The organism is Mesorhizobium shonense (genome assembly GCF_040545255.1).
GTDB lineage: Bacteria > Pseudomonadota > Alphaproteobacteria > Rhizobiales > Rhizobiaceae > Mesorhizobium > Mesorhizobium shonense.
This window is the reverse complement of sequence record NZ_JBEPLM010000005.1, coordinates 499224-512321: the sequence shown is the minus strand read 5'-3', so window position 1 is coordinate 512321 and position 13098 is coordinate 499224. Positions and strand designations below refer to the sequence as shown.

Genomic DNA, 13098 nt, shown 5'->3' with positions numbered 1-13098 from the left:
GACGTGCCGAAGATCGTCGACTGGTACATGGAAAAGAAGATCCAGATCGACCCGATGATCACGCATACGCTGACGCTCGACGACATCAACAAGGGTTTTGACCTCATGCATGAGGGCAAGTCGATCCGCAGCGTCGTGGTTTACTGAAGCAATGCCACCGGCCGCGGGCCATCATGCCCGCGACCTCTGTGGTCAACATGGGAGGAAGTAGGAATGGCGGAAAAACTGCATCACTCGATCGACAACGGCCTGCCGAAGGAAAGCGCGAGCTTCTCGGGCGGCACGCTGGTTTGCCTGTGCACCAGCAAGCCGGTGAAGGTGAAGGTCAAGGGCCAGATCGCCCACAACCATGCCTGCGGCTGCACCAAATGCTGGAAGCCGGACGGCGCGATCTTCTCGGTGGTTGCCGTTGCCGGCACCGGCGACGTCACCGTCACCGAGAACGGCGACAAGCTCAAGGTGGTCGACCCCTCGGCCCTCATCCAGCGCCATGCCTGCACCGGCTGCGGCGTCCACATGTACGGCCCGGTCGAGCGCGACCATCCCTTCAAGGGCCTGTCCTTCATCCATCCCGAGCGCTTCGAGGAGGACGGCTGGTCGCCGCCGGGCTTTGCCGCCTTCGTGTCGTCGATCATCGAATCCGGCGTCGACCCGAGCCGCATGGCCGGCATCCGCGGCCAGCTGAAGTCGATCGGGCTCGAACCCTATGACTGCCTCAACCCCGGCCTGATGGACTACATCGCCACCTGGACGGCGAAGAAGTCGGGAGCCTTGGCGGCATAGTCCGCATTGCCGCGTCGGGGGGCGTGGCAATCGCGCCGGAAGACGTCGCCATCGATCTGGCTTGAAGCGGGAGCACCAGGGCTTGCTACGGCTGCAGTCTGCCGGGCCGCCCGCGGCCGAGCGAGCCGTCGGTGCGGGCTTGCAGATAAGCATAGATCTCGTCCACATAGGGTGCGAAATTGGGATCGCCGGCGAACCCCTTCATCACCGAGCCGCCGTCGGCACGGCCGTTGAGCACGGCGCGCCGGAAGGCTTCGATGTCGGGCAGTCGGCTGACCAGGGACGGCGCGAAGGTCGACCCCACGCCGTCAGGGCCGTGGCAGCGGTCGCAGCCCGCGTGGTAACGCCTGAAACCGTCATAGGTCCGTGCGTCGGCCTTGCCGTCGACGACCCTGTAGAACTTTCCGGCGGCATCCTGCCCCGCCGCGCCTACGCCGGCCGCGAGACTCAGGACAGCGGAAGCCAGGACAACCGTCTGCGGCAAGCTACCCATTTGTCTGTCATCCAATAGCGACGGCGGGGGCCTGCTGCGTCGCTTCGCTCTTTGCTTCGCCCCAGTGCAACGGAGTGAGCGCCCCCGCACGTTCCAACCAGCCCGATTCAGGGCGCGGTGGCAGACGTCTTGACCGGCTCCGCGCTATCCAGCGTCAGGTCGTTCTCCGCGGCGGTGGCCGGAACGAAGTTCGGGTCGCTGACGAGCAGTGCCTTGCCGTCGCGCAATATTTCGAAATCGATCGACGGTTGGCCGACGGCCTGCGGCACGGAGATCATCATGCGCTGGCCCGCCGCGAGCGTGGAGACGACGCGGACCGGCTGCTGCTCGGCCCCGGAAGCCATGGTCGCGACGACCCGGTAGCCGTCCTGCTCGATCGTGTAATAGACGGCGCCGCTGAAGCTGCCGAGCTGGATGCTGTGGCCGCTGCCCGGCACCAGTTCCGATGCCGCCGCGCCACCCGTGGCAGCGAGCAGCGCAAATGCAAATGCGCTAAAACGTCTGGTCATCGCTATCTCTCCCTTCGGTTCAGCGAACTCCCGGACAGGCGCCCTGCCTGGGATATCAGCCGACTTGAGCCTACGCGCCGCCGTCTTCGCGCACATCGGTACGATCACCCAAATTTCGGCTGTAGCTTTCCTAATTTCGCGGGATCAAAGCATGTCTCCCGAAAGTGGGAACCGGTTTCGGGACGAAGACATGCGTAAAATCAAAAACTAAAGCACAGGGAGCGAATCTGAAAGATCGCGACGCGCTTTAGGGTGCGGCGGTGGAGAGCAGCCACGGCTCTCCGCGCAGCCTGAGCAGCACTTCCATCCGGTTGGCGGCGTTGAATTTGCCGAGCACTGCCGAAACCTGGTGCTCGACCGTGCGGGGCGATCGCGACAGGGTCCGGGCGACCTCCTTGTTGCTCTTGCCCTCCGCGATCAGCGCGAGCACCTGCTGCTCGTGCTGCGTCAGGCCGAGCGGGTGCTGGCGGGCGGCCGTGTACGGCCCCCGGCGCATCTTCGGCAGCCGGCCGGCGATGCCCAGGCGCTGTGCCAGCTTGCGTGCCAGCATCGCGGCGGGGCGCGCCTCGATCGCCTCCAGCCTTGTCACGGCGCTCGCCAAGGCCATCGGGGCATCGGCACCCCGCACCTGCATCAGCGCAAGCGCCGCCTCGTAGGGGAGGCCCAGGCGCTCCCATTCCTTGGCCGCTGTCGACGGATCGCCGCCAAGTTCGACCGCGCGCCGCCACGGAATGCGTGTCGTCGGCGCCGGCAGCGGCTCCTCCATCCCGCATCGCCGCCACCAGACAGCCAGTTCACCGAGGTCGGAAGGGCGGAAATTGGCGAGGTCCATCGCGGCCAGCGCCGTCAGCTGCTCGTGGCCGGCCGCGCGGTCCTCGGCAAGCCAGGCGGCCTCTGTCAGCGCCATACGGACCGGCACGATGCGTTGCAGTTCGCCGGTCGGCAGTCCCTCCTCCAGAGCCTGCTGCAACAGGGCAGGGCCGCCTCCTTCGCCCAGCCGCACGCGCACCCTGCCAAGCACGGTGAGCGCCGGCAGGTGCATGACCACCGGCAGGCGTTCCAGTTTCATCACGCCCTGCGCTATGGTCTCGGCGTCGCGAAAGCGGCCCTGTTCCATGCGAAGTTGCGCCTGCCTGCCGAGCAGATACTGCGCCGGCGAATCGAGGTCATGCCGGGCGGCGAACACGATGCCTTCGGAGAGCAGCCGCTCGGCGAGCGCGAAGTCCTTGGACACTACCGCATATTCGGCATAGTTGGTGTAGGCTCGCGCCGCATGGTCGTGGAACCCGTGCTCGAGCGCGAGCGCCAGGCTTTCCTCCATTCGTTCGCGACCGCCCGGTCTGTCGTCGAACAAAAGCGAGGTGCCGACATTGTTCAAGGCATGGACGCGCGTTTCGACCTCGCCCAGCCGGTCGGCCAGGGTGATCGCGCGCAGGCCCCACTCAATCGCCTCGTCGAAGCGATAGTGCAGCATATGCAACTGCGAGCAGGTGCTGTAGGCCATCGCCAGTTCCGGCCCCGGCGGCAGGTTCTCCACCTCGCTCACCGCCTCGTTGGCGAAGTGCTCCGCCTGCTCGCCCTCGCCGCGGCGCCAATGCAGCCTCGAAAGGCTGCGCAGGTTGAGGCTGACCTTGTCTGGACGGCCGTGTTCGCGCCAGATCTGAATAGCGTTATGCCGCGCCTCGATGATCGTGTCATAGACCTGCAGCGCCAGTCCGGCCTCGTAGGCCCAGGATTCGTAAAGCTGAGCGGCCTCGGCCGGCGGCGCCTGCGCGATGTATCGGAGCGCCGTCGCCAGATGCGCGGCGGCTTCACGATGCGCGCCCAGGCGCGCAGCCTGCTCTGCCGCCTGCGGCGCGAGGTCGAGGACCCGCGCCCCGTTATCGGCGGCGGCGGCGTGGTGCACCCGGCGTGCAAGCTGGGCGCTTGCCTGCGCCGCCGGAAGCCCTGCTATCGCTGCCTCCACCTTGCCATGAAGCGACCGCTGAAGGCTGGGCGACAGCCGCTCGAGCGTCGCCTGCCTGGCAAGCTCGTGGCGGAAGGTCAAGGCGCCGAGAGCGTCCCGCCGCAGCAATCCGCGGGCCACGCAGCGGTCGACGAGCGCGTCCGCCTTGGCGCCGAGAAGGGCGCGGATCAGCCACGGCTCCACGCTGCCCGGCTCGATGCTCATCATCTCCAGCACCTCGCGCTCGCCGCCCGTCAGGCGCGACAGCCGCGACCACACCGCGTCGCGTATCGAATCCGGAATATGTCCCGGTTCCGCCTCGCTGCTCGCCAGAAGCTCGGAGACGAAGAAGGGGTTGCCCCCCGTGATCTGGTAAAGATCTGCGCCGGCGCGGTCCGACTGCTCGGCGAGGGTCATGACCCCCTGGGGCGAAAGCGGCTTCAACGATATGCGGGTCAGTGATGCCGCCGGCAGGTCGCCCCTTATATGCGTGAGCGGATGGTCGGCGACCAGTTCGTCGCTGCGCGCGCTGAGCACCAGCATGGCGTGAAGCACGGAGATGCGCCGGCCGAGATATCGGATGAGATCGAGCGTCGCGTTATCCGCCCAATGCACGTCCTCGAAAACGAGCACAGTCGTTCCCTTGGCGTGCTGCAGCGCGCTTAGCAGCGCGGGAAAGAGCCGCTCCGGCGCGGCCCCCTGGTCGAGCAACGCCGCGACCTCGGGGTCGAGAGCCTGCGCCATGTCCTGCAGGGGACCGAGCGGACGCGGTGTGAACAGCGCCTCGCACCAGCCCCAGAGCACCCGGCAGCCTGCGCCCGCCCGCCCGGCGAATTCCTGCAGCAGCGCAGTTTTGCCTATCCCGGCCTCGCCTTCGAGCAGCACCATGCCGCCCCGACCCTCGGCGGCGCTGGTCGCGGTTGCCAGCAAAGTTTTGAGAGGTCCCTCTCGCTCGAGCAGCATTGGCGCAACCGTTTCCAGAACATGTCGCCCAAGAATGCCCCGCGTTTGCCACATGCTTAAAAACAAGACAGTGGAGCGCCTCACAAAAGGCGGTTCGAACACGACGCGCTTCAAGTCGCGAGTGTACCCCAACTGGGTCTGCTTTCCATTAGAATTGCTTAAAATAAGGCCGAATCCCGGCGGACCCGATCACTTCCCGATACCGGCGTCACAAATCGATCTGCGAGTGGCCGACGCCGAAACCGATTGGCCGCAATGCACCTTATCTTGATCTTAGGGATCGGCTGTTCCACCGGCTGAAAGCAGACATCGCCGGCGAATGCCTGTTAAAATTGTAGCGCGGGCCGTTACCGACCCTTAGCCATGGTTGAAACTGCCCGGCGCCGTTAACGTCACGGTTGCTCTGCCTCTGCGATGTTTGCCGCCTGAACATGCACCAGGGTGGGCCATCCATGATCGACCATATTCGCTCGCTGCTCGAGCAGCATCCGATGATTCCAGTGAATTTCGGCGCGCTCGCCGATGACGCCAATCTCTACGACGCGGGGCTGACTTCCTTCGCCTCGGTCCAGATGATGCTGGCGCTCGAAGAGGAGTTCGACATCGAATTCCCCGAGACGATGCTGACGCGGCGCACCTTCTCTTCGCTCGCCAACATCGCGGACGCCGTTTCGCAACTGACTCGCAAGGCGGCGTAGCGCCATGAACGTGTTGAGAAAAATCGAGGCCGCTTCGATCGCGGAAGCGCCGGAACCCGCAACCGAACGCATGCGCCGCGTCGCCGAGATCGCCGCCGGCCATGCCGATCCCGTCGATAAGGAAGGCCGTTTCCCGGCCGAAACGGTCGAGGCGCTGAAGCGCGAGCGCCTGCTCGGCGTGGCGATCCCGATCGAACATGGCGGCGAGGGGCTCGGCACGATGCAAATCGCCGATCTCATCGTCCAGCTCGGCCAGGCCTGCGGCTCGAGCGCGATGATCTATGCAATGCACCAGATCAAGACGTCGAGCTTCGTCACGCATGGCGGCGCCAGCGATTGGCACCGAGCCTATATGCGGCGCATTGCCGACGAGCAGCTGCTGATGGCGTCGGCGACGACGGAGGCCGGCATCGGCGGCAATCTGCGCAATTCGATCTGCGCGGTCGAGGTTGCCGGCGGGCGCTTCGCGCTGACCAAGGAAGCCACCGTCATCTCCTACGGCAACTATGCCGACGCCATCCTCGCCACGGCGCGGCGCGCCCCCGATGCGGCAAGCTCCGATCAGGTCATGGTGGTGATCCCGGCCGATGCCAACCGCACGCTGGAACGCACGTCGGTGTGGGATACGCTCGGCATGCGCGGCACCTGCTCCGATGGCTTTCACCTGGTCGCCACGGGTGACGCGGCGCAGATATTCCCCAAGCCGTTCTCGGAGATCGCGGCGCAGTCGATGCTTGCCAGCTCGCACATCTTCTGGGCGGCGACCTGGTTCGGCATCGCCGCCGATGCCTTCAACCGGGCGCAGGCCTTCGTCAAGGGGGCGGCGCGCAAGCAGCCCGACGCCATGCCGCCGGGCGCGCTGAGGCTCGCCGAGGCGGCCGCCCTTTTGCAGGAGATGAAAGGGCACCTGACGGCCGCCATCCGCCGCTTCGAAGCGGCCAGTGGCGACGACGACGCGCTGTCTTCGATCGGCTTCGCCGCCGAGATCAACGCGCTGAAGGTCGCGGCCAGCGAGAAGGCGGGCGCCGTGGTGCGTCTCGCCATGCTGGTCAACGGCATCCTCGGCTACAAGAACGGCACCCCGTTCAGCGTCGGCCGGCACTTGCGCGATGTGACCTCGGCGCCGGTGATGATCTCCAACGACCGCATCCTTTCCAATACCGCGACGCTCATGCTGATGAGCCGCTTCGACACTGGCCTGGGGGGCTGAGATGGACGCCAAGACATTCGATGCCAAGTCGCTGCTCGACAGCCTGTTCGAGAACGGCATCCTGTTCGAATCCGGCATCGACGGCCTCTACGGCCGTTCGGGCGCATTCGAGGAAGTGATCGAGCGGTTCGAGCGTCTCGTCACCCGGCTCGGGGCGCCCGACAAGGCCACCCGCATCCACTTTCCGCCGGGCATGAGCCGCGCGACGCTGGAGAAGAGCGGCTACATGAAGAGCTTTCCGCAGCTTGCCGGCTGTGTGCACTCCTTCATGGGCGGCGAGCGCGAGCATGCGCAACTGCTCGGCATGATGGCGGATGGCGGGGACTGGACGGAGCTGCAGAAGGCGACTGACGTCGCGCTGACGCCGGCGGCCTGCTACCCGCTCTATCCCACCGTCGCTGCGCGCGGCCCGGTGCCGGCGCAGGGCCTGCTTTTCGAACTCTCCTCGTATTGCTTCCGCCATGAGCCGTCGAAGGATCCGGCGCGCATGCAGCTCTTCCGCATGCGCGAATTCGTCAAGATCGGCACGGCCGAGCAAGTGCGCTCGTTCCGCGAAAGCTGGCTGAAGCGTGGCAAGGCGATGATCGAGTCGCTCGAGCTTCGCTGCGAGGTCGATCTCGCCAACGATCCGTTCTTCGGCCGCGGCGGCAAGATGATGGCCAACAATCAGCGCGACCAGGGCTTGAAATTCGAGCTGCTGATCCCGGTGACCAGCATCGAGAAGCCGACCGCCTGTCTGAGCTTCAATTATCATCAGGATCATTTTGGCCGAACCTGGGGCCTGAAGTTCGCCGACGGGGAGCTCTGCCATTCGGCCTGCGTCGGCTTCGGGCTGGAGCGCGTGGCGCTGGCCCTGTTCCGCCATCACGGGCCGGACGCCGCGGCCTGGCCGGCGGCGGTCCGCGACGTGCTGTGGGGCGTCTGACATGCGCAGCGCCATCGCCGGCCTCGACCCGGCCAGCTACCGGCCGCACCGGCTGCACGATGCCGAACGGCGCTGGCCGCAGACCAACTGCTATGTCGATCTCCTGATCGAGGTTCTGCACGCGACCGGCCACGATCCGGTCGCAGCGCTGGGCTTCACCGTGGCGCAGGATTTCGAGGGTGATCAGTTTACCTTCTTCAAGTTCCCGACCGCCGATCTGCAGCGGCTGGCCGGGCTGGACATACAGGAACTGGCCATCTTCGACAGGCTGGAGACGCATGTGCTGGCCCAGGTCGAACTCGGCCGGCTGCCGCTGGTCGAGGTCGACGCCTTCCACCTGCCCGACACCAAAGGCATCACCTATCGCAGCGGCCATTCCAAGACCACGGTCGGCATCAACGCGCTCGATCCCGAGCGGCGGCAGATGCGCTACTTCCACAATGACGGCTACTTCGCGCTCGAGGGCGAAGACTATGACGGCATTTTCGGGCAATGGGACGATGTGCCGGCCGGCGGCCTGCCGCTGTTTCCTTACGCGGAGTTCGTGAAGTTCGATGCCACGCGGCCGGCCCGTGACGCGGTCGGGACCGCGGCGGCGCTGCTCGCGCATCACCTCAAGCGGCGGCCGAAGCGTAATCCGCTCGCCGCCTATGCGGCTGCGTTCGGCCGTCACGCCGAAACGTTGGCGAGCCGGTCGCCGGACTATTTCCATACCTATGCCTTCAACACGCTGCGGCAGGTCGGCGCGAATTTCGAACTCCTCGGCAGTCATCTCGAATGGCTGGGGCAGCATGGCGAAACCTGCCTGGCCGAGGCGGCGCAAGCCGCTGGCGAGATTGCCGAGGCCGCCAAGGTCATGCAGTTCAAGCTCGCGCGCGCGATGGCGCGGCAGCGGTTCGAGGGGCTGGCCGAGGCAATCACGCCAATGGCGCAGGCCTACGAAACGGTGATGGACGTGCTGGACGCCCGCGTTGCGGGTGTCGCCTCCAAGGCGGCCTAGGGGCCGGCCGGGCGCATTTGGGCAGGGGTGTGTGAATGGACGCCACGGTGTCGAGCTCCGACACTGCTGAATCGCTGGACCGAGGCTGGCGGATGGCTGTCTCGGCGGCCGGCGCTTGGGCTTCGCCGGACGATATCGACGCAAACGCCGAATGGCTGGAAGCGGCCTGCCCCGGCACTGCGGCGGGCACGCTGGAAAAGCATGGCCGCTGGGACCGCGCGCAGCCGACCCCGCTGCACGACCACGATGTCTGGTACAGTCGCAGGCTCGACACGCTCGGCTCGGTGCGGCTGATGTTCGAGGGGCTGGCGACCATCGGCGAGGTCTGGCTTGACGACCGGCTGCTGCTCACCTCGACCTCGATGTTCGAGCGCCATGAGGCTGCGGTAACGCTTTCAGGCGGCGAGCAGCTCGCCATCGCCCTGCGCAGCCTCGACCGCTATCTGGAAACGGCGACCGGTCCGCGCGCCCGCTGGCGTCCGCGCATGATCGACGACCAGCGGCTACGGCTGGTGCGCACGACACTGATTGGCCACATGCCGGGCTGGTGTCCGAACTTCGACGTCGTCGGGCCGTGGCGTCCCGTCAAGCTGATCCGCGAAAATGGCGGGCAGCGCATTGTCGATGCCGACATGCGCGCCAGCCTCGACGGCACCACCGGACACCTTGCCGTTGCGATCACCCTCGCTGAACCTTTGGACGATGTGGAAACGGCGCATGTCAGCTGCGCCGGAGCGCGCGCGCGCCTCAAGGTCGAGACACCCACCCGGTTGACGGCGGAACTGGACATTGCCGATGTCGCCCGATGGTGGCCGAACAGTCATGGCGAGCCGGCGCTGCACGAAGTGACGGCGACGCTCGGCGCGGTGCGCAGCCGGCTGGGCCGGGTCGGTTTCCGCCGCATCGAGATCGATCGCGGCACCGACGGACGCGATTTCCGTCTGCTCGTCAACGGTGTGCCGGTGTTCTGCCGCGGCGCGGTCTGGACGCCGTCCGATCCTGTGCGGTTGCCATGCGAGCGGCACGAGATCGAGCCCGACCTCGATCTCGTGCGCCAGGCCGGCGTCAACATGCTGCGGATCGGCGGCACGTTCACCTACGAGGGCGATGCCTTCCATGAGTTGTGCGACGAGATGGGCATTCTCGTCTGGCAGGATCTGATGCTCGCCAATTTCGATTATCCGGCGAAGGACGAGACCTGGCGGGCGGCGCTGTCGCGCGAGGTGGAAAATCTGCTGAAGCGGCTTCGGCATTCGCCGTCGCTGGCGGTGCTGTGCGGCGGCAGCGAGGTGGCGCAGCAGGCTGCGATGCTCGGCATGCCGGCGGCGATGGATCCGACACCCTGGTTCGACGCGGTCGTGCGTCCGGCCGCGCAGGCGATCCTGCCCAATCTGGCGCTGGTGTCCTCGTCGCCCTCCGGCGGCAGCCTGCCCTTTGCCGCGGATGGCGGCCCGACGCATTACTATGGCGTCGGCGCCTATTGCCGGCCGCTGGAGGATGCGCGCCGCGCGGAGGTGCGTTTCGCCAGCGAGTGCCTTGCCTTCGCCAACGTGCCGGAACAGGCGACACTGGATGAGCATCTGCCCGTTCCGCCCGGCCACGATCCGCGCTGGAAGGCCGGCGTGCCGCGCGATGCAGGTGCGTCGTGGGATTTCGAGGACGTGCGCGAGCATTATCTGGAGACGCTGTTCGGCGTCGATGCACGCCGGCTGCGCACGGAGGATCCGGCGCGCTACCTCGACCTCTCGCGCGCCGTCACCGCCGAGGTGGTTGAGCGAACGATCGACGAATGGCGCAGACCAGCCTCGCCGACGGCGGGCGCGCTGCTGTTCTTCTGGAAGGATCTTCGCCCGGGCGCCGGGTGGGGCGTCGTCGATTCCACCGGACGGCCGAAATCGGTCTGGCATGCGCTGAGGCGCGCTTTTGCGCCGCTCAGGCTGACGCTGAGCGACGAGGGCGTCAACGGGCTCGGCATCCATCTCGTCAATGATGGGGCAAAGGCCGTCGAGGCGACGCTGTCGCTTGCGTGCCTGCGCGATGGCGTCACCCCGGTGGTGACGGCGCGCCAGCCGGTCACCGTGCAGGCGCGCGCGGCGCGGTCGTTGCCGGCGTTCTCGCTGCTCGGCGCTTTCTTCGACCTGTCCTATGCCTATCGTTTCGGTCCGGCCGGTCACGAGGTGACGGTAGCGAGGCTCGAAGGCGGCGACGGAGAGATCCTGGCCGAGGCCTTCCACGTGCTTCCCGGCGTCATGATCGCGCGGCGCGATGTCGGCCTGTCGGCGCGGCTGGTGCGCGGACAAGACGGCTGGCGCCTGCGGCTTGCCTGCAGGCGCGCCGCTTATCACGTCGCCATCAAGGACGAGCGGTTCCTCCCGCGCGAGAATAGCTTCCACCTTATGCCGGGTGCGGAGAAGGAAATTTGCCTGGACGGGCCGCCCTCGGCCATCCCGGCCGGCGTCGTGACGGCGCTGAATGACGACCGCGACATAGCCTACGATGCGCCACAAGCCGACAATGCAGAAATCGGGGCAGAGATCAGACGAGCGTTCGAGCCCGCTAGGAGCATGGCATGAAGGGGATAGTCTTCGCCGACACGATCGGCTGGCTCAATGAAGGCAAAGGCACCGTGGGGCGTAACCGTGGCGTCGTCATCGCCGGGGCGCATGGGCATGAGGACCTGTGCAGCCGGCGCTTCCTGAAGCTGCTCGCAGACATGGTGACCGAAAGCGGTCTGCCGGCGCTGCAGTTCGACTATCCCGGCTGCGGCAACGCTGCCGGCGATCACGCAACGCCCGGCCAGGTGCATGCGTGGACGGCAAGCATCGGCGCCGCGATCGACCGGCTGAAGCAGGATTGCGGCGTGGCCGACGTCATTTTGGTCGGCTTCCGGCTGGGCGCGCTGCTGGCGCCGCTGGCGGCTGCGGGACGAACCGACGTGGCCGGTCTCGTGCTGCTGGCGCCGCCGTCCTCCGGCAAGGCCTATGTCCGCGAGATCACAGCCATGTCGCGCATGATCGACGCGCCGCTGGCCAGCCGTTCGGCGGGCGAGGGGCCTTTCACCGAGGGGCGCGAGGCGGCCGGCTTTCGGATTTCGCATGAGACGCTGGCCGACCTTGCGGCGCTCGACTGGCGGCAGGCCGCAGCAGACCTTCCATCCCTGCCGATGCTGGTGCTTATCAACGGCAAGCCGTTCGCCGCTGACGAAATTCGTGGAGAAAGGGCGAACGTCGGGGATATCACCACGGCCGAGTTCGACGGCTATCCTCTGTTGATGTGCGACCCGACCGCCAACCGGATTCCGGCCGCCGCTCTCGATCGTTGCGCTGCCTGGATGGCCGGCCATGCCGGCGAGGCGGTCACAGGAAAGGCCATGTTGCCGGCAAAGGGGCCGCGCGACGCGTCGGAGGTCCTGGTCGGTCCGCTTTATACGGAAGAGCCGGTCCTGATCGGACCGGAGCCCGAGATCTGCGGCGTGTTTTGTCGGCCGCGCCGCCGCCAAGCTGTGGCCGAGCCGGTGATCTTTCTCAATGCGGGCGGCGTGCCGCATGTCGGCTGGGCGCGTGGCACCGTGGAAGCGGCGCGAGAACTCGCGGCGGAAGGCCTGCCTTCGCTGCGCATCGATCTGCCCGGACTTGGCCTCAGCGGTCAGACCGAACCAGGGCGCCTGTTTCTCTACGATGAGCGTACCCGCCATGATGTCAGCCGTGCGGTCAACTGGATGGAACGAGCGGGCTATTCTTCTGTCGGCCTGGTCGGCGTCTGCGCAGGCGCTTTCCAGGCTTTTCACGCCGCGCGGGCCGACCGGCGGATATGCGCGCTGACCATGATCAACCCGCTCTGCTTCGCCTGGAACAGTTCCTACGCGCTGGAGATGGCGGTCTGGAAGACTTACGAGACTTCCAAGGCCGTGTCCGCGCGGAACGCCGCCGTCATGGAGGAGAGCCCCGACCCGGACGCTCCGGCATGGCGCGGGATCGCTTCGCGCCACGCCCGGCTGATCGTCCGGCGCGGGCTGGAGGCGATCAAGTCTACGCTGTCGATGCTGCATCCGGCCGCGCTGGCGGGACAGCGGCGGGTGGAACGCTGGATGCGTGAGCTTTGCGGCCGGGGCGTGCGGGTTCTCCTGGTGACCTCGGAAGGCGACTTGAGCCTGAAGGAGATCGCCCGCCATTTCGGCCCGGAGGAAGAGCGGCTTGACAGCATTCGTGGCGTGACCAGGGTGTCTCTGCCAAACGCCGACCACACGCTGACACCTCATCATGCAAGGCGCGCGATGATCGCCCGCCTGATCGATCACGGCGGCGTCAGGCGTGACGGCCACGTTCGTTCCGACAACCTGCTCGCGACGACAAGCCCGTCCTTCCTGGCGCCCTAGGTCGTCCTGATCGGGCTTCACGCATCTGACCGGCACCCTGCCGCGTCTTGCCGTGCCGTGGCCGGCTTGGCTCGTCATCCTGTTCGGATTGACGCCGATTGGCCGGTAGGCGTGACGACCGCCGATAGCCGCGCAGTGCCGCCAGGGATCGCGGGCTGAGGAAACGGGCAACAGCGGAACTCGCTGATGAGCAGAGT

The 13098-nt window shown here is 66.8% G+C and carries 10 protein-coding genes and 1 pseudogene; 8 read left to right on the top strand and 3 right to left on the bottom strand.

What is annotated here, in order from left to right:
* Window positions 1-147 (top strand): annotated as a pseudogene (locus ABID26_RS17030) (S-(hydroxymethyl)glutathione dehydrogenase); the annotation flags it as partial.
* Window positions 148-213: 66 nt separating this feature from the next.
* Window positions 214-783 (top strand): S-(hydroxymethyl)glutathione synthase, encoded by a 570-nt coding sequence (gene gfa / locus ABID26_RS17025; protein ID WP_292339005.1) that lies wholly within the window; start codon window positions 214-216, stop codon window positions 781-783.
* A gap of 85 nt (window positions 784-868) precedes the next feature.
* Here the strand turns inward: gfa and ABID26_RS17020 are convergent, their stop codons facing one another.
* The 3 genes from ABID26_RS17020 to ABID26_RS17010 all read right to left on the bottom strand — a co-directional run bounded on the left by ABID26_RS17020 (window position 869) and on the right by ABID26_RS17010 (window position 4693).
* Window positions 869-1276: a c-type cytochrome gene (locus ABID26_RS17020; protein ID WP_292371284.1), complete on the bottom strand. Its 408-nt coding sequence runs from the start codon at window positions 1274-1276 to the stop codon at window positions 869-871.
* Window positions 1277-1383: 107 nt separating this feature from the next.
* Window positions 1384-1785 carry a hypothetical protein gene (locus tag ABID26_RS17015; RefSeq protein ID WP_245460281.1) on the bottom strand — a complete coding sequence of 134 codons (402 nt, stop codon included), beginning with the start codon at window positions 1783-1785 and terminating at the stop codon, window positions 1384-1386.
* A 247-nt stretch (window positions 1786-2032) separates the two neighbouring features.
* Window positions 2033-4693: an ATP-binding protein gene (locus ABID26_RS17010; protein WP_292371290.1), complete on the bottom strand. Its 2661-nt coding sequence runs from the start codon at window positions 4691-4693 to the stop codon at window positions 2033-2035.
* Window positions 4694-5145: 452 nt separating this feature from the next.
* On the opposite strand from ABID26_RS17010, the gene ABID26_RS17005 reads away from it, so the two are divergent.
* From ABID26_RS17005 to ABID26_RS16980, 6 genes are all read left to right on the top strand, one after another.
* A complete protein-coding gene (locus tag ABID26_RS17005; RefSeq protein WP_292338453.1) occupies window positions 5146-5391 on the top strand; it encodes an acyl carrier protein in 246 nt (81 codons plus the stop codon).
* Between the two features lie 70 nt (window positions 5392-5461).
* Window positions 5462-6601: an acyl-CoA dehydrogenase family protein gene (locus tag ABID26_RS17000; protein ID WP_292371289.1), complete on the top strand. Its 1140-nt coding sequence runs from the start codon at window positions 5462-5464 to the stop codon at window positions 6599-6601.
* A 1-nt stretch (window position 6602) separates the two neighbouring features.
* The gene (locus ABID26_RS16995) at window positions 6603-7526 is read left to right on the top strand and encodes an amino acid--[acyl-carrier-protein] ligase (protein WP_292338452.1); all 924 of its coding nucleotides are present in this window, start codon (window positions 6603-6605) and stop codon (window positions 7524-7526) included.
* A 1-nt stretch (window position 7527) separates the two neighbouring features.
* Entirely contained in the window at window positions 7528-8526 is a 999-nt protein-coding gene (locus ABID26_RS16990) for a DUF1839 family protein (protein WP_292366723.1), read from the top strand.
* Window positions 8527-8561: 35 nt separating this feature from the next.
* Window positions 8562-11099, top strand: coding sequence for a glycoside hydrolase family 2 protein (locus ABID26_RS16985; protein ID WP_292371283.1), 2538 nt, complete (start codon window positions 8562-8564; stop codon window positions 11097-11099).
* On the top strand, window positions 11096-12901 hold the full coding sequence (locus tag ABID26_RS16980) for an alpha/beta fold hydrolase (RefSeq protein WP_292371282.1): 1806 nt from the start codon (window positions 11096-11098) through the stop codon (window positions 12899-12901). Before ABID26_RS16985 ends, ABID26_RS16980 begins: the two co-directional genes overlap by 4 nt.
* Window positions 12902-13098 lie beyond the last annotated feature (197 nt).

What these genes read in the sequence shown, in the direction of transcription:
- ABID26_RS17010 (WP_292371290.1), bottom strand. Translation starts at nt 4,693, where the DNA reads ATGCTGCTCGAGCGAGAGGGACCTCTCAAAACTTTGCTGGCAACCGCG.
- ABID26_RS17000 (WP_292371289.1), top strand. Translation starts at nt 5,462, where the DNA reads ATGCGCCGCGTCGCCGAGATCGCCGCCGGCCATGCCGATCCCGTCGAT.
- ABID26_RS16980 (WP_292371282.1), top strand. Translation starts at nt 11,096, where the DNA reads ATGAAGGGGATAGTCTTCGCCGACACGATCGGCTGGCTCAATGAAGGC.
- gfa (WP_292339005.1), top strand. Translation starts at nt 214, where the DNA reads ATGGCGGAAAAACTGCATCACTCGATCGACAACGGCCTGCCGAAGGAA.
- ABID26_RS16990 (WP_292366723.1), top strand. Translation starts at nt 7,528, where the DNA reads ATGCGCAGCGCCATCGCCGGCCTCGACCCGGCCAGCTACCGGCCGCAC.
- ABID26_RS17015 (WP_245460281.1), bottom strand. Translation starts at nt 1,785, where the DNA reads ATGACCAGACGTTTTAGCGCATTTGCATTTGCGCTGCTCGCTGCCACG.
- ABID26_RS17020 (WP_292371284.1), bottom strand. Translation starts at nt 1,276, where the DNA reads ATGGGTAGCTTGCCGCAGACGGTTGTCCTGGCTTCCGCTGTCCTGAGT.
- ABID26_RS16985 (WP_292371283.1), top strand. Translation starts at nt 8,562, where the DNA reads ATGGACGCCACGGTGTCGAGCTCCGACACTGCTGAATCGCTGGACCGA.
- ABID26_RS17005 (WP_292338453.1), top strand. Translation starts at nt 5,146, where the DNA reads ATGATCGACCATATTCGCTCGCTGCTCGAGCAGCATCCGATGATTCCA.
- ABID26_RS16995 (WP_292338452.1), top strand. Translation starts at nt 6,603, where the DNA reads ATGGACGCCAAGACATTCGATGCCAAGTCGCTGCTCGACAGCCTGTTC.